At 72.3% G+C, this 19852-nt stretch carries 14 protein-coding genes; 5 read left to right on the top strand and 9 right to left on the bottom strand.

Going from position 1 to position 19852, the window contains the following annotated elements:
* Positions 1–614 precede the first annotated feature (614 nt).
* Genes FK529_RS17625 through FK529_RS17615 form a run of 3 tightly spaced genes read left to right on the top strand, consistent with a single transcriptional unit; the run spans position 615 to position 3286 of the window.
* Positions 615–1529, top strand: coding sequence for a ParA family protein (locus tag FK529_RS17625; RefSeq protein WP_146563662.1), 915 nt, complete (start codon positions 615–617; stop codon positions 1527–1529).
* 2 nt (positions 1530–1531) lie between these two features.
* On the top strand, positions 1532–2557 hold the full coding sequence (locus FK529_RS17620; RefSeq protein ID WP_146563660.1) for a ParB/RepB/Spo0J family partition protein: 1026 nt from the start codon (positions 1532–1534) through the stop codon (positions 2555–2557).
* Between the two features lie 6 nt (positions 2558–2563).
* On the top strand, positions 2564–3286 hold the full coding sequence (locus tag FK529_RS17615) for a GNAT family N-acetyltransferase (RefSeq protein WP_166436434.1): 723 nt from the start codon (positions 2564–2566) through the stop codon (positions 3284–3286).
* A 69-nt stretch (positions 3287–3355) separates the two neighbouring features.
* Here FK529_RS17615 and FK529_RS17610 read toward each other — a convergent pair whose 3' ends face one another.
* From FK529_RS17610 to sigM, 5 genes are all read right to left on the bottom strand, one after another.
* Entirely contained in the window at positions 3356–4549 is a 1194-nt protein-coding gene (locus FK529_RS17610) for an N-acetylmuramoyl-L-alanine amidase (RefSeq protein WP_146563658.1), read from the bottom strand.
* Positions 4550–4647: 98 nt separating this feature from the next.
* Positions 4648–4971: a thioredoxin gene (gene trxA / locus FK529_RS17605; protein WP_146563656.1), complete on the bottom strand. Its 324-nt coding sequence runs from the start codon at positions 4969–4971 to the stop codon at positions 4648–4650.
* 36 nt (positions 4972–5007) lie between these two features.
* Positions 5008–5964, bottom strand: coding sequence for a thioredoxin-disulfide reductase (gene trxB, locus FK529_RS17600; RefSeq protein WP_146563654.1), 957 nt, complete (start codon positions 5962–5964; stop codon positions 5008–5010).
* Positions 5965–6063: 99 nt separating this feature from the next.
* Positions 6064–6681: an RsmA family anti-sigma factor gene (locus FK529_RS17595; RefSeq protein ID WP_146563652.1), complete on the bottom strand. Its 618-nt coding sequence runs from the start codon at positions 6679–6681 to the stop codon at positions 6064–6066.
* Between the two features lie 105 nt (positions 6682–6786).
* Positions 6787–7455 (bottom strand): RNA polymerase sigma factor SigM, encoded by a 669-nt coding sequence (gene sigM / locus FK529_RS17590; RefSeq protein ID WP_146563650.1) that lies wholly within the window; start codon positions 7453–7455, stop codon positions 6787–6789.
* A gap of 268 nt (positions 7456–7723) precedes the next feature.
* On the opposite strand from sigM, the gene FK529_RS17585 reads away from it, so the two are divergent.
* Positions 7724–11152, top strand: a complete 3429-nt coding sequence (locus tag FK529_RS17585) for a bifunctional proline dehydrogenase/L-glutamate gamma-semialdehyde dehydrogenase (protein WP_146563649.1) — start codon at positions 7724–7726, stop codon at positions 11150–11152.
* A 21-nt stretch (positions 11153–11173) separates the two neighbouring features.
* On the opposite strand, the gene FK529_RS17580 is transcribed toward FK529_RS17585, so the two are convergent.
* Complete coding sequence (locus FK529_RS17580) at positions 11174–11776, bottom strand: DNA-3-methyladenine glycosylase I (protein WP_438947211.1); 603 nt, start codon at positions 11774–11776, stop codon at positions 11174–11176.
* A gap of 113 nt (positions 11777–11889) precedes the next feature.
* On the opposite strand from FK529_RS17580, the gene FK529_RS17575 reads away from it, so the two are divergent.
* Complete coding sequence (locus FK529_RS17575) at positions 11890–12777, top strand: hypothetical protein (RefSeq protein ID WP_146563647.1); 888 nt, start codon at positions 11890–11892, stop codon at positions 12775–12777.
* Here FK529_RS17575 and FK529_RS17570 read toward each other — a convergent pair.
* The 3 genes from FK529_RS17570 to FK529_RS17560 are packed head-to-tail and all read right to left on the bottom strand — an operon-like array spanning position 12749 to position 19817.
* Positions 12749–16441: a murein biosynthesis integral membrane protein MurJ gene (locus FK529_RS17570; protein ID WP_146563645.1), complete on the bottom strand. Its 3693-nt coding sequence runs from the start codon at positions 16439–16441 to the stop codon at positions 12749–12751. The two genes, FK529_RS17575 and FK529_RS17570, sit on opposite strands and share 29 nt — an antisense overlap.
* Positions 16438–18885 carry a glycoprotein gene (locus FK529_RS20655; protein ID WP_158635144.1) on the bottom strand — a complete coding sequence of 816 codons (2448 nt, stop codon included), beginning with the start codon at positions 18883–18885 and terminating at the stop codon, positions 16438–16440. Before FK529_RS20655 ends, FK529_RS17570 begins: the two co-directional genes overlap by 4 nt.
* A 23-nt stretch (positions 18886–18908) precedes the next feature.
* Positions 18909–19817, bottom strand: a complete 909-nt coding sequence (locus FK529_RS17560; protein WP_146563643.1) for an NUDIX hydrolase — start codon at positions 19815–19817, stop codon at positions 18909–18911.
* Between the last annotated feature and the right edge of the window lie 35 nt (positions 19818–19852).

Raw genomic sequence — 19852 nt, 5'->3', positions numbered from 1 at the left:
CGGCACCCGGATGGTCACGGATGGGCGGATCGCCGATGACGTGCCGACGGCCAGTCCGCCCGCTCGCGCGCCGACGCCCGCGTGCCGGCAGTGCGGGATCAAGGTACCTTCGGTCCGCTCGCCACCGGTCGCAACGCAGCATTTCTCGGGCGCTCGAACCGCAATGTTTCCCGTGAAACAGCGGCGCCGCGGCCCGGCGCTCGGTGCCTCGCGGAGCGCGCGCCCGGGCGTCGCGGCGCGTGCGCAAGGACCCGGGACACGGGTCCCAGCCGTCCTGCCGATGACAGGCGAGCGCAGGCACCAGGATGTCGAGCGGGCAGCGCGATGCCAACTCGCGACGCGACGCCGCTCGCTCCTGCCCTCAGCGTCGACGGGCGCACGGGGGCAGCGCACAGGTGAAGGAGCGACGGCGCCCGGGCCGGGTGCGCCGGAACTATGCCTTCCCCCACGGCGAGCGAGGCGGGCGTCGATCGTGTGGGTGCAAGGGCGATCTGTTTCACGTGGAACCCGTCGACGAGGTGATGCGCAACCGAGCGGAGGCACGCGAGGGGGGAGGCGAGGCTGACGCGCATCGACGGAGAAACTAGGATGGGGCCAACAGCTGAGGAGAGCGCGTGACTGATCACGAATCCGGCTTCGACGTTTCACGTGGAACCACTGAAGACGACACCCCGATCGCCGCGGCCGCCCGCCGCGCCAGTCAGGTCCTGACCCCCGGAGCGGCGGGCACCCTGCCCAAGCCCCTGGAGCGTCGGGTCCTGACGATCGCCAATCAGAAGGGCGGCGTCGGTAAGACGACGACGGCGGTGAACCTGGCCGCCGCGCTCGCGCTACAGGGACTCCGGGTTCTGGTCATCGACCTCGACCCGCAGGGCAATGCCAGCACGGCGCTCGGCATCGATCACCGATCGGGCGTCCCCTCGACGTACGAGCTCCTCCTCGGGGAGACGACCCTGGAGGAGGCCATGGCCCAGAGCCCGCACTCCCCCAACCTCTACTGCGTGCCTGCGACGATCGATCTCGCCGGCGCCGAGATCGAGCTCGTCAGCATGGTGGCTCGCGAGACGCGGCTCAAGAACGCGCTCGGGAGCGCGGCGGCGGAGGACCTGGACTACATCTTCATCGACTGCCCGCCCTCGCTGGGCCTGCTCACGGTGAACGCGCTCGTCGCCGCCAAAGAGGTCCTCATCCCCATCCAGTGCGAGTACTACGCGCTCGAGGGTGTCGGGCAGCTGCTCCGCAACATCGAGCTCGTGCAGTCGCACCTCAACAAGGACCTTCACGTCTCCACCGTGCTCCTCACGATGTACGACGCGCGGACCAAGCTCGCGGACCAGGTGGCCGCGGAGGTCCGCAATCACTTCGGTGGCCGCGTCCTCGGCGCGACGATCCCGCGCAGCGTGAAGGTCTCGGAGGCACCCGGTTACGGGACCACCGTCCTCGACTACGACCCGGGCTCCCGTGGCGCGATGAGCTATCTCGACGCGGGCCGAGAGCTCGCCTTCCGCGGCGCCGGGCAGGCGGTGTAGCCGTGGCCGGTCAGAAGAAGGGCGGCCTCGGCCGCGGGCTCGCCGCCCTCATCCCCACCGGACCCGACGAGGGCCCGCGGCTCGGTAGCGACGCCGCGGACGTCATCATCGGCGCGCGCCCCGACACCCCGTCGCGACGGCAGGCCGAGCAGCCGCCGGCCCGGCAGTCCTCGCCGAAGGATCGGCCCGAGGAACCGTCGGACCTCGCGGCGTCGGGCGCCGTGTACCGGGAGATCGCCCCGTCGGCGATCGAGCCGAACCCCCAGCAGCCGCGGACCGTCTTCGACGAGGAGGGGCTCGCCGAGCTCATCCACTCGATCCGCGAGTTCGGTCTCATGCAGCCGATCGTGGTGCGACCGCTCCCCCGGCCGCAGGGCGAGGTGCGCTATCAGCTCGTCATGGGCGAGCGTCGCTGGCGGGCCAGCCAGGAGGCCGGGCTCACGGCGATCCCCGCGATCGTGCGGGAGACCGCCGACGGTGACATGCTCCGCGACGCGCTCCTGGAGAACATCCACCGCGTGCAGCTCAACCCGCTCGAGGAGGCGGCCGCCTACGCGCAGCTGCTCGAGGAGTTCGGGGTCACGCACGACGAGCTCGCGGCCCGCCTCGGTCGCTCGCGGCCCGTCGTGACCAACACCATCCGGCTGCTGCGGCTGCCCGTGGTGGTGCAGCGCCGGGTCGCCGCGGGAGTCCTCTCGGCGGGCCACGCCCGGGCTCTCCTCGCGCTGGAGGCGGGCACCGAGGCCCAGGACGCGCTCGCGGCCCGGATCGTCGCGGAGGGCCTGTCGGTGCGGGCCACCGAGGAGGCCGTCACCGTGGCGAACCGGGGCGACGGCACCGGCGTGCCCGCGGCGGCCAAGCCCCGGCAGCCGGCCGATCCGAGCCTGCGCGAGGTCGCGGACCGGATCGCCGACCGCCTCGACACCAAGGTCACCGTGTCGATGGGCAAGCGTAAGGGCAAGATCGTCGTGGAGGTCGGCTCCGCCGACGACCTCGAGCGGATCGTCGCCCTGCTCGCCGAGAAGTAGCGCGTCATGGCTCTGACGATCGTCCCGCTGACCCTGGGTGGCTTCGACGACCTCCCACGCCACATCCGGCGCTGCGTCTACTGGGAGGTCGCGCCCGACGGCGAGACCCTCACCGACACGGAGTTCGACAAAGAGGCGTGGCTGTCGATGCTCATGCTGGAGTGGGGATCCTGCGGGCAGGTCGCGATCGATCACGCCGCGGATGGCACCGAACGCGTGGTGGGCGTAGCCTTCTACGCCCCGCCGCGGAGCGTGCCCCGCGCCGGCGTCTTCCCGACGGCCCCCGTGAGCCCCGACGCGGTGCTCCTCACCTGGGCCGGCGCGGAGCCGGACGTGGAGCTGCGGGTCACGGAGGAGCTGGTGACCGCGGTGTGCACCGACCTGGTGCGCCGAGGCGTCCGTGCAGTGGAGGCATTCGCGCTGCTCACTCCTGTTGGAATGCGAACGGAAGACGTTGTCGCACAATTGGATTGCGGTCCGTGCGGGTGTGCGACGCCGCCCCTGATCGATGCCGACTTCCTCGAGCAGATGGGCTTCGAGACGGTCGCGCCCCACCACCGCTTCCCGCGGCTGCGCCTCGAGCTCTCCGAGGGCCTCGGCTGGAAGGCGGGCGTCGAACACGCCCTGGAGCAACTCCTCGCGGCGGGGGCCGCCGAAGCGGCCCTCAGGACGGCGCTGGAGGGCACGGGAGACGCTGCCGCGCCTGTCGGGAGGGCCGGGGAGCTCTGACGCCGCACGGCGCCGCTCAGGCACCGACGGTGCCGCTCCCCCGCTCCGGGCGCGGGGTTCCGCGAACCGTCAGGCCCGTTTCTCGGCGTTCTCCTCGAGCTCCAGGAGCTCGGCGAAGGTGTAGGTGCCGGTGGGGCGGTCGTTCTCACCCAGCAGGTACAGCCGCTTGACCGCCACGAGAATGGCCTCCGCGATGGTGTCGCGCATCTGTGGCGATGCAAGGACCTCCGCGTCGTGCGGGTTGGTCGTGTAGCCGATGTCGATCTGCACCGTGGGCATCCGCGTGAGGCGCACGATGTCCCAGGTACGGCCGTGGTAGTGGCAGTCGGTGAGCGGCGTCCGCGCGACGATCTCGCGCTGGATGAAGCCGGCGAGGTTGCGGCCGATGTTCGAGCTGGCGCCGTGCGTGTTGCCGAAGTGGAACGAGGCGACGCCGTGGGCGTTGGGGTTGCGGTAGTGCGCGGTGCGCAGCGCGATCATCATGTCGGCGTCGAAGGTGTTGGCCGTGTACGCGCGAGTGCTGTCGTCGGCGTCCATGCCGCGCGGGCGGGACAGGTAGGTCTCCATGCCGGCGGCGGCCATCCGGCCCTCGAGGCGGGAGCCCAGGTCCCAGAGGATCTCCTCCTCGGTGATGGGCCGGCCGTCGGGGCCGCGCACCGCGATGCCGCGATCGGGCCCGCCCAGGCCCGGGTCGATGACGATGCGCTTGCCCGACAGGCGCGGGCCGGAGCTGCGGACGTGCTCCTCCTCGCGGATGGCGTGCGGCGAACCGCCGGTCACGCGGGAGCCGAGGAAGGTCAGGGAACGCAGTGTTGCCGGGCCGCAGATGCCGTCGGCGACGAGGCCGAACTCGCGCTGGTAGGCGGAGAGGCCGAGGTGGGTCTGCGGGCCGAAGTGGCCGTCGATCATGCCGGCGTAGAAGCCGAGGTTCTGCAGGCGCGCCTGCAGGGCCGCCACGTCGTCACCCGAGGGGGGCGCGGAGGCGATGTAACTGAGGGTGCGCGCGCCCAGCTGGTAGGTGGATTCGCGGAGCGCCCGGTAGGTAGCGGGGCCGACGACGCCGTCGACCAGGAGGCCGCGTTGCTGCTGGAAGGCACGCGTGGCACGGTCCAGACGGCGGTCGAAGACCGCCTCGGGGACGGTCCACCCGCCGACCACCAGATCGGTGGGTGGCACGTAGTCGCGGAAGAAGCCCTGATCCGCGAGGATTCCGCGGATCTCCGCCACGGCGCCACCGTGATCACCGAGGCTGATGCGTGGCATGAAGCACCCTTCGCTAGCTTCCTCCGGGCCGGCGGCCCGCAGGACGGGAAATCGAGTACACGATACGGCCTCGGGGCCTCCCGTCCAACGCGGGCGAATCACACCAGGCCGTCGAGCTCCTTGAGGATAGCGGACTTGCTTTTCGTTCCCACCAACTTGGCGGTCGGCTTGCCGCCCTGGAAGAGGAGCAGGGTCGGGATGCTCAGCACCTGGTAGTCGCGGGGCGTGGTCGGATTCTGATCGACCTCGATCTTGGCGAAAGTGACCTTGTCGCCGTGCTCCGCGGCGAGCTGCTCGAGTACCGGCGCGACCACCTTGCACGGGCCGCACCAGGTGGCCCAGAAGTCGACCAGCACGGGCTTGTCGGACTGCAGGACCTGCTCGACGAAGGTGTCGTCGGTGAGGGTGACGATCTCGGCCATGGCTGAACTCCTCGGTGCGGTTCTTCGGGGCGGGGATTACTGGGCGACGGCGGCTTCGCGGTGGTGCGCGAGCCAACGCTCGGCATCGATCGCGGCGCTGCAGCCGCTGCCGGCCGCGGTGATGGCCTGACGGTAGGTGTGGTCGACGAGGTCGCCCGCGGCGAACACGCCCGGCACGCCGGTGGCGGTGCTCCGCCCCTCGACCTGCACGTAACCCTCGTCGTCGATGGTGACCTGGCCGGCGACGAGCCCGGACCGGGGGTCGTGGCCGATGGCGACGAACAGGCCGGTGACCTCGAGGGTGTCGACGGCGCCCGTCACGGTGTTCTCGACGAGCAGCGACTCGACGGACTTCTCGCCCTGCACGGCGTTGACCTTGGTGTCGGTGAGGAAGCGGATCTTCTCGTTGGCGCGGGCGCGATCGAGCATGATCTTCGACGCGCGGAAGTTCTCGCTTCGGTGGATCAGGGTGACGGACTTGGCGAACTTGGTGAGGAAGATCGCCTCCTCCATCGCCGAATCACCGCCGCCGACCACGGCGATGTCCTGGTCGCGGAAGAAGAAGCCGTCGCAGGTGGCGCACGCGCTCACGCCCCGGCCGAGCAGCGCCTCTTCGCCGGGGATGCCCAGGTAGCGGGCGGCCGCGCCCATCGCGAGGATCACGGCGCGTGCGCGGTAGCTGCCCTCGGCCGTGACGACCTCCTTGACCTCGCCATCGAGCTGCACGGACTCGACGTCCTCCATGCGCAGATCGGCGCCGAAGCGGATGGCCTGCTCGCGCATCTCCTCCATGAGCTGCGGGCCCATGATGCCCTCGTGGAAACCGGGGTAGTTCTCGACCTCGGTGGTCGTCATCAGGGCGCCGCCGAAGTTGGTGCCCTCGAACAGGATGGTGGTCAGCTCGGCGCGGCCGGCGTACACGCCCGCCGTGTATCCGGCAGGACCCGATCCGATGATGATCACGTCCGCGATATCGGTGCCCGCTGCAGTCATTACCCACCCAACCTGTTGAAGAGCCGCCCGGTGATCCGGGCCGACATGTGTGCCAACGGCGCCGGGCCCGACAATGTTCCCGCGACGCCGCCTTCCAGGTTACGGCGTTGCCGTGCGAGCACTCGCGCCGCCGGCCAGCACGCGGTCCACGAGCACCGACGAGGCGTCACCCCGGGCGCACGACGGCCCGACCGCGAGCAGCCGGAGGTCCCCGAGTCGACCGCCCGGCAGCAGCAGCACCGTCGCGTGGTCGCCCCGCAGGTGCAGGGGTCCCGCGCCGAGCAACGTGCGCTGGCGGACCGGAACCTCCGCCGCATCCAGGCAGCGGGTGAGCGCGGAGCCGTCGGCGAACGGTCCCCGGTCGCCGCCCGGCGCCGCAGCCGCGAGCAGGACTCCGGTATCCGGCTCCGCGGGCGATGTCTCCTGCACGGTTCTCACCCCGACGGTGACCGCCAGCACGCCAACGGCGGCCGCCGCGACCGCGAGGGAGTACCGCAACCTGCGGCGGGGCAGGACGGGGGGCGCGGCGGCGCGGATCGCGTCCGCGATGCGGCGGTCGCCGATCGGGGACTCGGCGGTGAAGCCCTCCGGTGCGGACCAGTTCTCGAAGGTGCGATCGCGATACGCGGCCAGGGCGGCGTCGAGCCGCGCCTCCTGCGCGCGGTTCAGCGGCGGATCCTCGTCCGCTCCGCCCGCCCGCGGTCCTGTCCTTCGCATCGGAAACCTCCTCTCATGAATTGGACGCATCAGCGCACCGATCGGTTCCCACTCGATTTCGGTTGTGCGGTTCGCGAAAGATCCGTCGGGGCGTCCGCCGCGGTGTCAGCGCAGGAGGCGCTCGAGGCGGACGCGGGCGCGAGCCCGTCGGCTCTTCACGGTGCCCGGCGCGACGCCGAGCTGCTCCGCGGCCTGCGTCACCGACATCCCGTACATGTCCACCGCGATCACCGCGGCCCGCTGGTCCTCGGGCAGCATTCGCAGCGCTGCCTCCACCGAGAGTCGCCGATCGAGTTCCTCCGCGCCGCGGCCCTCGTCGGAGGCCAGGCCACCGAGGTCGTCGGGCATCGGCAGCGACGTGCGCACCTGGTTGCGTCGTGCCCGGTCCAGGCACGCGTTCACGACGATGCGGTGCAGCCAGCTCCCCACCTTGCAATCCCCGCGGAACGTCGGCGAGAGCTGGAAGGCGCGCAGCATCGCGTCCTGGAGGCAGTCCTCGGCGTCCGAGTAGTCGCGGATGGTGCGCAGGGCGGTCGCGCGGAGCTGCCGGGCGTGCCGCTCGAAGAGCTCCGCGAACGCGTCGCCGTCACCGCGCGCGGCAGCGTCGAGGAGCCGCTCGTCGGACACCAGCGAGTCGGACGCCCAGACGTCCGAGTCGGGGTCGTCTGACTCGGGGTCGTCGGAGTCGGGGTCATCGGCCCGGCGCCCGGGTGGCGAGCCGCTCGGTGGCGGCCGCGCCGCTCCCGGGGCCCGACGGATTCTCGGGTGTGGCATGCGCATCGGTCACCGGGTCCCCCGACCCGACCGACCACGAGATGGTTTTCCCCCGCTCAATCATGCACGGGATAGTAAAGGGAGCACCTACAGCTTGGAGACCACTTCCGCTCTATTTGATCTTCGACACGGAATCGTGTCGCCGATTATTGATCGTAAACTATTCGGCGATTCGCTGTGAGGTGACTTACACTCATACGCAGGCCAGGTGGCGCACCCGTCGCTGTGGATTCTCCATTTCACCGCGCGAGCTACTCAGGAGGCCTTCATGGTCGATTCGTCACGTCCGTCCACTCCCCTGCCGACCGCCGACGACAACCGCGTCGCGGATGCGGCCGTCGCCCGCGCCGAGCGCTGGCTACGCACCAGCCGCGGGCCCCGCCCCGCCGAGGTCGGCCGCCGTGAGGCCGCCGCCACCTCCAGTCTCGCAGCGCTGCTGCACGATCCGAGCGGCGTCGCGTTCACCATGGGCTTCGTCGACGAGGTGGCCCGCCCCGAGGACGACCGTGTCGCCGCCAAGGCGCTGCGCCGCCTCGTCTCCCCCGCCGCCGGCGGCGGGGCGCCCGGGCGGGCCTTCATGAGTCCCGTCGACGCGGCGCTGCTCCGCGCCGGCACCGTCGCCGCGGGAATCGCACCGTCGATCGCCATGCCCATCGCGCGATTGCGCCTGCGGCAGCTGGTGGGGCACTTGGTCTTCGACGCCGACGGCGATCATCTGCAGCGTCGCCTCCAGCGCGCCCGCGAGACGGGGGTCCAGCTGAACCTCAATCTGCTCGGCGAGGCCGTACTCGGCCAGGGTGAGGCCGACAACCGCCTCGCCCGCACGCACGAGCTGCTCGCCAACCCCTCGGTGGATTACGTCTCCATCAAGGTCTCCTCCGTGGTCGCCCAGCTCGTCCCGTGGGATCTCGAGGGCAACCGGGACCGGATCGTCGAGCGCCTCCGTCCGCTGTACCGGACGGCCCGCGACGGCGGGAAGTTCGTCAACCTCGACATGGAGGAGTACAAGGATCTGGATCTGACGCTCGACGTCTTCACGACGCTTCTCGACGAGCCCGAGTTCCACTCCCTCACAGCGGGAATCGTGCTGCAGGCCTATCTCCCCGATGCGATGGGAGCGCTGGACCGACTCACCGGGTTCGCGCGCCGTCGCGTCGCCGCCGGCGGCGCACCGATCAAGGTGCGCCTGGTCAAGGGTGCCAACCTCGCGATGGAGCGGGTGGACGCCGAGGTGCACGACTGGCCGCTCGCCACCTATGGCAGCAAGGCCGACGTCGACGCGAACTACCTGCGCATGGTCGATACCGCGCTGCGCCCGGAGAACGCCGACGCCCTCCGCATCGGCGTCGCCTCCCAGAACCTCTTCTCCGTCGCCTACGCCGTCGAGCTCGCGGAGCAGCGGGACGTCCAGCGCCAGTTGGACATCGAAATGCTGCAGGGCATGGCGCCGATGGAGGCCGCCGCCGTGCGTGCCGACGTGGGCTCGCTCATCCTCTACACCCCGGTGGTCCACTCCGGCGACTTCGATGTGGCCGTCAGCTACCTCGTGCGCCGGCTCGAGGAGAACGCGTCGAGCGACAACTTCCTGTACTCCATGTTCAGCCCCGAGCCCGGCGCGATCCCGCTGGAGGAGCAGCGCTTCCGCACCGCTCTGGCCCGACGTCACGCCGTGCAGGACGGGCCCAACCGGGTGCAGGACCGCTCGGTGGAGGAGATCACCGCGCACGACGGGCCGTTCACCGGCGAGCCCGACACCGACCCGTCGACGCCGGCGAACCGCGCTTGGGCGCGCGCCGCCCTCGCGGCGCCCGACACCGTCGAACCGGCTGCGCGCGTGACGGATCCGACGGTCGTTAACGGGGCCGTCGCCGCCGCGCTGACGGCGCAGCGCGCCTGGGCCGAGCTCTCCGCGACCGACCGTGCCGCGCTGCTGCACCGCGTCGCCGACGAGCTGGCCCGCCGCCGCGGCGAACTGCTCACCGTCATGGCCTACGAGGCGGGCAAGACCGTCGCCGAGGCCGACCCGGAGATCTCCGAGGCCATCGACTTCGCCCGCTACTACGCGCAGAGCGCGCTTGATCTGCACGACGACGAGGCCGCGTTCACCCCGCACCGCCTCGTCGTGGTGACCCCGCCGTGGAACTTCCCCGTCGCGATCCCCCTCGGTGGCGTCCTCGCGGCTCTCGCGGCCGGCGCATCGGTGATCATCAAGCCCGCGCCGCAGGTGATCCGGTGCGGGACGGCGGCGATCGACGCGCTGCACGCCGCCGGCGTGCCCGCGGACCTCGTGCAGCTCGTCAACGCCGACGAGGCCGACGCCGGCCGCCGGCTGGTGACGCACCCGGACGCCGACGCGGTGGTTCTCACCGGCGCGAGCGAGACGGCCGCTCTGTTCCGCGGGTGGCGGCCCGAGCTCGACCTGCTCGCGGAGACCTCGGGCAAGAACGCGATGGTCGTGACCCCCGCGGCCGATCCGGATCTCGCGGTGAACGACCTGGTGCGCAGCGCCTTCGGCCACGCCGGACAGAAGTGCTCCGCCGCATCGCTGGCGATCCTCGTGGGTAGCGTCGGCTCCTCGCAGCGGTTCCTCGGGCAGCTGCAGGACGCCGTCCGCACCCTCGTCGTGGGCGAGGGGTACGACCTGGGGACCACGGTCGGCCCGCTGATCGAACCGGCCTCCGGCAAGCTGCTGCGCGGCCTCACCGAGCCCGCGGCGGGCGAACGCTGGCTGGTGGAGCCCCGCCGGCTCGACGAGGCGGGCCGCCTCTACTCGCCCGGTGTGCTCGACGGCGTCGCCGAGGGCAGCTGGTTCCACACCACCGAGCTCTTCGGTCCGGTGCTCGGCATCATGCGGGCCGCGACGCTCGACGAGGCGCTGCGCCTGCAGAACTCGACCGGCTACGGCCTCACGGCGGGCCTGCACAGCCTCGACCCCGACGAGATCGCCCACTGGCGCGAGAAGGTGGAGGCCGGCAACCTCTACATCAACCGACACATGACCGGCGCCATCGTGCAGCGCCAGTCCTTCGGCGGGTGGAAGCGTTCGTCGATCGGTCCCGGAGCCAAGGCCGGCGGCCCCAATTACGTGGCGCAGTTCGGCCGCTGGTCCGACACGACCGCGCCGACCGCGCCCGAGGTCGCGCCCACCGTCTTCGGCGAGCGCATCATCACCGCGGCACAGGGCCTGGGCGAGGAGGACGTGCGCTGGCTGCACGCCGCCGCCGCGTCCGACGCCCGCGCGTGGGACGCCGAGTTCGGCGTCGAGCACGACCCCACGGGCCTGGCCAGCGAGACCAACGTCTTCCGGTACCGTCCGCTCCCTCAGCTCGAGGTGCGCGTCGGCGCCGGGGCCCGCCCGCGCGACCTCGTGCGGCTGCAGCTCGCCGCCGCGCGCACCGGCACCCGCCTGGACATCACGGTGAGCCCCGAGGCCCCGTCGATGCCCTTCGACGCCCCGGTGCGCACCGCCCAGGCGTACGCGGACGGGCTCGCCCGCCGCTCCGAGCCCGCCCGCATCCGCGTGCTGGGCGAGCCGGAGTCGGAGGTCGCGGCCGCGGCGGCCCGCCAGGGCCACAGCCTGCTCCGCGGGCCGGTGCTGCTCTCCGGGCGCCGCGAGCTGCTCAGCGTCCTGCGCGAGCAGGCCGTGAGCACCACCCGGCACCGGTACGGGCACCTCGCCGGCGGCACGGGCCACTAGGCGCGGGCCGCGCCGCCGCGGTCACTGCGTCCACACCCCGGAGCTGCCGCGGCGGTGACTGTCCACGAGGTGGTCGTCGACGATGCCGACGGCCTGCATCAGCGCGTACATGGTGGTGGGCCCCACGAACCGGAAGCCGCGGCGGCGCAGCTCCTTCGACAGCGCCACCGACTCCGGTGACGTGGTGGCCACCTCCGCCATCGTGCGCGGCGCGGGGGTGCGTTCCGGCCGGAAGGACCACACCAGGTCGACCAGGCCGCCGTCCGACCGCAGGTCCTGGACGGCGCGTGCGTTGCCGATGGTGGCCTCGATCTTCTGCCGGTTGCGGATGATCCCCGCGTCGGTCATGAGGCGCTCGACGTCCCCCTCGTCGAAGGCCGCGACCGCGTCGGGATCGAAGTCCGCGAAGCCGGCGCGGAACGCGGGGCGCTTGCGCAGCACCGTCGCCCACGACAGGCCCGCCTGGAAGCCCTCGAGCGCGATCCGCTCGAACAGCCCGCGCTCGTCGCGGATCGGCATGCCCCACTCGGTGTCGTAGTACTCGCGCAGCAGCCCGGCCGCCGCCCACGCCGGGCGGGCCAGCCCGTCCTCGCCGATCACCACACCGTCGTCCGGCTCCATCATCTCGTTCCCCCCGATCGAGGGCGCCCGGCGGGCGCCGTCCCCCGCACCGTAGAGCACCGCACCGACAAGTCCGCGATAAGCCGGTGTTCAGCACGTCGGGAGAAGATCCGCTCGTGTCCGACCGTCTCGTACCGCTCCGGCTGATCCGCGCCCGATGGTGCCTGCTCGCGGCGGCGCAGCCCGTGCTGGCCGCCGCGGGCGCGCCGTTGCCCTTCCGGGTCGCGGTCGACGGGGGCGACCGAGGAGTCGCCAGGTACGACGCCTCGTCGACGGCCGGCGCCACCCTGGCCTGGTTCGGTCCCGACCGCGCCGTCCTGTCCTGCGGAGACCTCGGCTGGCGCGTACCCGGCGGCGCGGGCCCGGCGGAGCGGATCGTGCGCGGCCCGTCGTGGATGGAGCACGTCGCGGTCCTCGATCACCGGGTCCGCGGGGGCCGGTACTCGTGGGTCGGCGTCTGGGACGGCGGTACCTTCGCGGCGGACGAGGACCCGTTGCCGGGCGCACCGCTCCCGCCGGTCGGGGGCTCCGCCGAGGTCGCGGCCGCGCTCGGGGGCCGGCTGGTGGGCGGCGAGGGCCTGCACCACCTGGTACGGATGTGCGAGTACGAGTGGATCGACGCGGGATCGTGGTGGGCGGCCTTCGGCACTCTCGCCCCGGAGCGGGTGGTGGACGAATCCTGGTCCCAGCTCAGAGATCAGGGGCTCACCCAGTGGACCGGCGGGGGTCCCAGGTACGACGGGGTGGACGGGCGCACCCCGGAGGAGGCGCGAGCCGCGGCGGCCGACCATGCGCGCGCCTGCGGCCTACAGATCCCCGAGGAGGTGCGGGTGGAGGCGGGGATGCGCACTCGATCCGGATGGCGGGTGCGCTTTCTCGACTATCGGGACGTCGGAACAGCGCGGCCGCTGGTGATCTCGGTGCCCGATGACGGACCGCCGCTCGTCGAGGCCGGCACCGCAGGGGCGGGCGATGTCAGGAACCCTGGAACGACACCTGGTTGATCGTGGTGTACCAGTCGTTGCCCGACTGCTTGGTCAGGCCGGTGATCCACACCATCACGTAGCGCGTGCGGGGCGCCACGGTGCTCACGTGGAAGTCGTTGGCGCCCTGGCGCAGCGACCCGGACCACACCAGCGAGGTCTCGTCGAGCGACTTCACCTCGTCCTTCGTCGCGGTCCGCACCTCGACGGTGCTGCCGGCGCTCGGCGAGGTGATGGTGCCGCGCGTCAGCGAGACCGGCCTTTCCAGCGTCACCAGGAAGCCGACGCCGTTCTTGAGGTTGCCGAAGGCGGGCCCGGCGCGGTACGTGTCCGTCTTCCACGCCGGGTTCCTTCCGGTGAGTACGTTCGACAGGTTCGTTGCCGAGTCCTTCGACGAGGCGAAATCCACCAGCGCCACGTCGGTCGACCTCACCGGCACTCCGACGCCCGGCGCCGGCGCCGGCGCGGCGCTCTGGTCCGACCTCGAACTGGAGGTGTAGAGCGAGCCGACGCCCGATTGGGGATCCTTGCCGCCCGTCAGGCTGGTGATCACCAGCGCGAGCCCGATGATCACGAGCAGCGCCAGGGCGCACGCCGCGATGACGAGGAGCGGCACGTTCTTCTTCCCGCCCGAGATGCGCTGCAGCAGGGTCTGCTTCGACTGGATCCGCTTGGCCGGCGTGGGCTGCTGGTCCAGCGACACCGCCGGCGTAGCGGTATCCGCTGCGGCCTTCGGTGCGTGGCGCGGGGCCTGCAGGGGCGCTTCCTCGCGCACCGGAGAGAGGAGGTCGGTCTTGACGTCGACCACGGAGGCCTGGTCCAGAAGCTGTTGCACGGTGGCCGCGGTGCGGATGCCCTGGCCGCCCTCCAGCGTGCGGGTGGCGACCGCCGAGATCTCGAACGGGATGTCGCGCTTGGCGTCCCGCGGCTCCACGGGGTTGCCGTTCGCGTCGGCGTCCGCCTGCCGGATACCGGCGACGGTCCCCGTCCCGGTGGTGACGATGCGACCGGTCGCGTCGTCGAGCGGCCACCGCTCGAGCAGCAGGGCGTAGAGCACGGCGCCGAGGCCGCGGACGTCCGACTCCTTCGAGGCGTCCGCCAGGGTGCCGGGGAAAGCGAGGAAGGCGTGGCCGTCCTGCGAGATGCGCACCCGATCCGGATGATCGATCGAGAGGGCGGCGCCGGCGCGATGCGCGCCCTCCGCCGCGCCGGCCAGCGCGCGCACGGCCTTCGCCGCGCCGATCGCCGACGGACGCGTGCCGGCCACGTCGGCGAGGGAGCTGCTGGGGATCCACTCGGCCACCACGATGCCGCCCGAGCTGCCACGCACCACGTCGAGCACGCGGGCCAGGCCGTTCGAGTGCACGCGACCCAGGCGCAGGGTGCGGGACAGGATGGACTGCGGGCCCTCGCCGCGCAGACTGATCTGCGCGCCGCGCTCGGGGACGGGGGCCGTTTGCTCCGAGTCGACGAAGGTCAGGGCGACGTCGCGGTCGAGGTTGATATCGCGCGCCTGCCAGAACTGGAGGCCGCGGATGCCGCCGTAATGCTCGATCAGCCGGTAGCGGCCGCCCGCGACGACGGCGCCCGGGATGAGCTCGGGGCCGCGCGGCGCATCCTCGCCCCACGCGGCGGCGCCGCCGGAGTCGGGCGCCGCGGGGAGGTCCGCCCGGTGCGCCGGCGGCGGGGACGGCAGTCGCATCTGACCGGTGCTGGGTGCCTCGTTGCCGGACCTGCGTGCGGAGTCGTCCTCGGTCACTGCGAATGCTCCTCTTCTGCGGTATCGAAGGCCCGTGGTCGATTGTTCTGCGCTCGCCCGCGGACGCCGGGGAACATGGCTTTTGCCAGCATACGGGAGGCCGATGTCGTCGGCGATCCGCGGCAGCTGGGCGGTGATCTCCTCGCGGCGCAGGCTCGCGTAGGCCTCGATCTCGTCGAGCCGCAGTTCCCGGGTGTCGGGTGCGCGGGAGGCCGCGCGCTCCGGTTCCGACGGTGCCTCCGGACGAAGCGCCGGGACGAACCGGGCCGCGACGCGGCGCAGCGGGGCCAGGATCGCCAGCACGTCGGGAACCCGCCATAGGGCCAGCAGCGCGTAGATCAACGTCATGCACAGCACGCCGGCGATGGCGAGGAAGACCAGGGCGCCCAGGGAGCCGCTCTTGTCCATGCGCTGCAGCCCGTCGATGCGCATGATCAGGTAGACGGTCACCGTCACCAGGATCGAGACGGTCGTCGTCTGGAGGAGCGTGCGGGCGACGTTCGTCAGGTGCAGGGGCCCGAGGATCCGCCGGAGCAGGAACCAGCCCATGATCGCGCCCGCGGTGTAGGCCAGCCCGCGTGCGGTGCCGACCAGTTCGACGATCCGGTGGTCGTCGTCCACGAGGGCCGGTACCGCGTACGACAGCGCGATCTGCACGGCGACGATTGCGATGACGATCCCGGTGGGGATCCAGGCCCGCTCCTGGGCGTAGAAGACGCGCAGTTGGATGAGCACCATCGCGTACGGGATCAGGACGAACGCGGAGAACGAGATCGCGGTGCCCAGGAAGTTCGCGTCGTCCTGGGAGAACTGCCCGAAATTGAACAGGGCGCGGCCGATCGACGGACCGAAGACGGTCAGGAAGGCCACGACCGGGACCAGCGCCACCATCGTCAGGCGGGTGGCCACCGAGAGATCGTCGAGGACCGCGTTCCGGTTGCCCTCCGCGGCGTTGCGGGACAGGCGCGGCATCACCGCCGTCAGCAGGGCCACGCCGATCACGCCGTACGGCAGCTGGAGGACCATCCACGCGTACTGGTAGATCGCGGGACCGCCGTCGGAGGCGTGGGACAGGATCGGCGTGACCGCGTACCAGCCGATCTGCAGGATGAAGACGTAGGCGACGATCGCGATGCCCATGCTGCCGAAGTGCTTGAGCCGGTCGTCGACGCCCCAGCGCAGGCGCAGCTTGATCCCCGAGCGGCGCATGGCGGGGATCTGGATGAGGGCCTGCAGCACCACGCCGAGCGTGCTGCCGATGCCCAGGACGAGGAGCTTCGGCTGCCCCATCGCGGTCGGGTCCAGCGTCAGCTCGCCGGGCATGAGGTAGAAGGTCACCAGCGTGGCGATCTGCACCGCGTTGCAGGCGACGGGTGCCCAGGCGCCGGTCTTGAACTCGTCGCGGGTGTTGAGCATCGCCGTGAACAGCGCCGAGAGCCCGTAGAACATCAGCTGCGGCAGGAACATGATGACCAGCGCCTGCGTCAGGCCTTCGTCGACCTTGGAGCCGCCGACCAGCAGCCCCACCAGCAGCGGGGACAGCACCAGCGAGACGACGAGGGCGATGCCCAGGATGGTCAGGGAGATCGTGAAAAGGCGCTCGAAGAACGCCTGGCCCCGATCTTTGTCCTCCATCTCCGCCCGGACCAGGACGGGGATCACCAGCGCGGTGAGGACCTGGCCCAGGACGAGCTCGGAGACCTGCTGCGGCATCGTGTTGGCGATGCTGAAGGCCGAGGCGACGGCGGGGCCGAGGATCGCCGCGAGGAGGACGGTGCGCAGGAAGCCCGTGATGCGCGAGGTGAGCGTGGCGACCGCGACCGAGCCGGTGGAGCGCAGCAGGCCCGCGGTGCCGCCACCGCCCTTCCCGCCGCCGGCGGCGGGAAGGCTGCTCGGCGGGATGTGCCGGGGCTCGGCGCGGCTCATGTGTCCTTCGGGTCCGGATTCTCGTGCGGTGCGGTAGGTCGATGTGCAGCGTAACTGTTCGCGATCCGCTTCTCGCGCTCGTCCGCGGGGGGACGGTCCGCGTCCGCGGGGTCCGGCCGGCCGCGGAACCGGCGCCACAATCGCCGCCCCGCGAGCAGGACCAGCAGGATTCCGGCGCCGCACGTGATCCAGAACAGTGATTTGCCGTACGCATTGGAATGCACGGAAACGGAGATCGGATCGCCCAGCGCGATATTGCTGCTCGACCGGAGCGTGAGCTGCACCGAGATCTGGCGCGAGTAGTCGACGGTCGTCGGCAGCTCGATCTGCCGGGTGCCGCGGGCCGGCAGCTCCTGGACCTCGGAGGCGTCGATCGTCACGCCCTGCGGCGCGGACCAGTCGATCACCGTGCGGATCGGGAGCGGTAGGTCGTTGCGCGCGACGATGAGCAGCGGCGACTTGTCCGAGGCCAGCGTGTACGCGCCGCCGGGGTTGACGAAGCGCACCGATTCGAGCTGAGCTCCGAGCGACGCCCGCGTGGCCGTGAGCCGGATCGAGGCGTCCCCGTCGACCGCCTGCCGGGAGGGTGCCCAGCGCAGCGCGCGCACCGCGTCCTCCCGCAGCGGCGAGGTGTACATCCGGGGCGTCAGTGGCGTCTTCGGCAGCGGGAGCAGGGACGCCCCGAGCTGGTCGACCTGGCGCACATGCGCCGCGGCCGCCGTGACGATGTGGTCGGGGACCCGCGAGGCCGCGGTCCCGGACGGCTGCCGCAGCGCCCACGGCGCGGCGTTGCGCGCGGGGTCGCGCCCCGTCGACTGGGCCGAAGCGGCCACGTCGCGGAACGTGCGCGGGTCGGCGATGCCCGCGCTGAACTGGGTCGAGACGGCGTCGAGCACGGCGCGGGCGTCCTCGGGTCCCGCGGCCCAGACCTGGGGCGGCACGATCAGCGTCGAGCGCCCGGTCACCTGCGCGACGGGGTCGTCGGCGGTGCTCGCCGCCCACCCGCCGTCCGGCGTATAGCGCTGGGTCGGGTCGAGCGCCGCGGCGGTCACCGCGCCGACGGCCGCCTGCCGCCGCATCACCGCGGACTCCTCGGAGATCGTGAAGGTCGACGCCGTGGGCACGGTGCCCGTGGGGCCGGGCGCGACGCCGCGCTCCGCCCCGTCCGGGACGCCGCCCATCGCGGCGAGCGCCGCGGAGATGCTCGGGTCGAACACGGCCGCGCCGATGCCCTGGCCCACCGGGACGATGCCCGACGGGGTGCCGGCGCCCCGGTCGGGGGCGCGGACCGCGGTGGCCGCGACGACGGTGGCCGAGACGTCGGAGGCTCGGAGTTGCCGCGCACCGTCGGACAGGAGCATCCCCGAGGCCGGGATCGCGATGCCCCGCACCGACTGCACGCCGAGGATCGAGTCGATGACATCGGACGGAGTGTCGAGCGCTGCGCGCTGGAGCGAGGGCTCGGCGGAGCGGCCGAGCGCCTCGAGGTCGACCTGGCCGAAGGGCAGCGCGACGACGCACGAGTCGGCGGCGACCCGCTTGAGCTTGTCCAGCCATGCGCTCGCTGCGTCGCTGCCGGTGCCGGCGGAGGTGGGGCCGCGCGGATCGGCGGGGTTGCGGGCCACGCGGTACGGCGCGGTCATCGCCTGGACGGTGACCAGGAGGTCGGGATCGACGGCGAGGCAGGCCGCGGTGCGCAGCGCGGTGCGCCGCGGATCGGGGCCGCGCGTGGCCTCCTCGTACGCCGACAACAGGCCGTCGAGGCGGCCGCCCTCGGCCAGAGATCCGGCGAGCGCATCGTCGACCAGCCGAACCGGGGTGTCGCCGCCGCTGCCGGGGACGCCGCCGGCGAGCTTCGGGTTGTCGGCCAGCGGCCACAGCAGGGTGACCTGCGCGGGCGAGGTCGTGACCGGCCTATTGACGGCCCCCGCGGTGTCGGCGCCCCCGCCGGGCAGGCCGAACACCGGCACGAGGGTGCGGGAGTCGTCGAGCCGCGCGGCGCCGCCGTACGCGGGCTTGCCGTTGAGGTTGAGCAGCAGCGGGTACACGCCGGGCCGGTCGATGCCGAGGGTGGCGCCGCGCGTCGTCGGCGTGGGCCGCACGGGGATGGCGACGCGGAAGGACGTCCGCTGCCCCGGCTTGAGCACCGTCGAGACGGGCTCGAACCGGCCCAGGGTGTCGTAGACGTTGTTGTCGGCGACGAGGTCGGAGCGCAGCTGTGCGGACGTCGACACCGCGGGGGCCCGCTGGATCCGTAGGTCGAGGTCGCTCACGTCGCGGTCGCCGAAGTTCTCGACGGTGCCGCGCAGGACGACTTCGTTCGGTGAGGTGTCGGTGATCCGCGAGGTGACCTCGTCGACGTTGATCCGCACGAACTGCGCGTCCGGGAGTCCCGCCCCGCTGGGAGCGGGCAGGCCGGTGATCGCGATCAGGAGCGTCAGCACGCACAGCAGGCGAGCCGACCGGGTCACGTCTGACCGCCCCCGCCGCTCCCACCGGCGCGCCGCCCGCGCGCACGCCGTCCGCCCCGGCGCCGCCGGGGCTTGGGCGGATCGTTGCGCACGGCGTTGCGCTCGGCCGCGGCGCGCTCGTACGCCGAGGGCTCGCTGCGCGGGGCGGCCGCCACCCGGGCGGCCAGTTCGTCCGGGTCGGACGAGAGGTCGTCGATGACGGTGCGCGCGGCGGCGACGAGTTTGCGCTCGTCGGAGTAGGTGAGGCGGGTTGCGAGCTCGGCCAGCGGCACCCACGCCACCTCGGAGACCTCGTAATCCTCGGTCGACAGGTCGCCGCTCTGCCAGGAGAGCAGGAAATGGTGCACCGTCTTGTGCACACGGCGCCCCTCGACGGCGAACCAGTAATCGATCTTGCCGATCGGCGCGAGCACGGAGCCGGTGAGGCCCGTCTCCTCCGCGACCTCGCGGATCGCGGTCAGCTCGGCGGTCTCGCCCTCCTCGATGTGCCCCTTCGGCAGGGACCACAGGGTGCGGCCGCGGCGGTCGATCCGCCCGATGAGCGCGGCCCGCAACTCGTCGTCACCGTCGAGGCCCGCGACGACGAGCCCGCCGGCGGAGGTCTCACGGACCGTTCGGATGCGCGGATCGGGGCGGGCGCGGCCGGGGGCCGGGCGCTTCGCCTTCGAGGTGGGGGTGCCCTGTTTGCGTGCGGGCTTCGCGGCCGGGGCGGGCTCCGACGGTGCGCCGTCGGTCTCCGGTGCCGTCTGCTGCTCGGTGACGGCCGACAGCTGGCCGCGCCCGCGTCCGCGGCCCCCGCGCCGGCGGCGTCGCCGCGGCCGGGAGGGCGTCCCGCCAGCGGAGTCGCCGACGGGACCCGGGCGCTGCGGGCGGCCCGAGGAGTCGGCGGATTCGGCGGAGGTCACCCCCCGATGCTACTGGCCGGTTGCGCTCCTATACG

Origin of the sequence: Tsukamurella asaccharolytica, assembly GCF_007858435.1 — a bacterium.
Lineage (GTDB): Bacteria > Actinomycetota > Actinomycetes > Mycobacteriales > Mycobacteriaceae > Tsukamurella > Tsukamurella asaccharolytica.
This window is presented reverse-complemented; position numbering and strand designations above follow the sequence as displayed.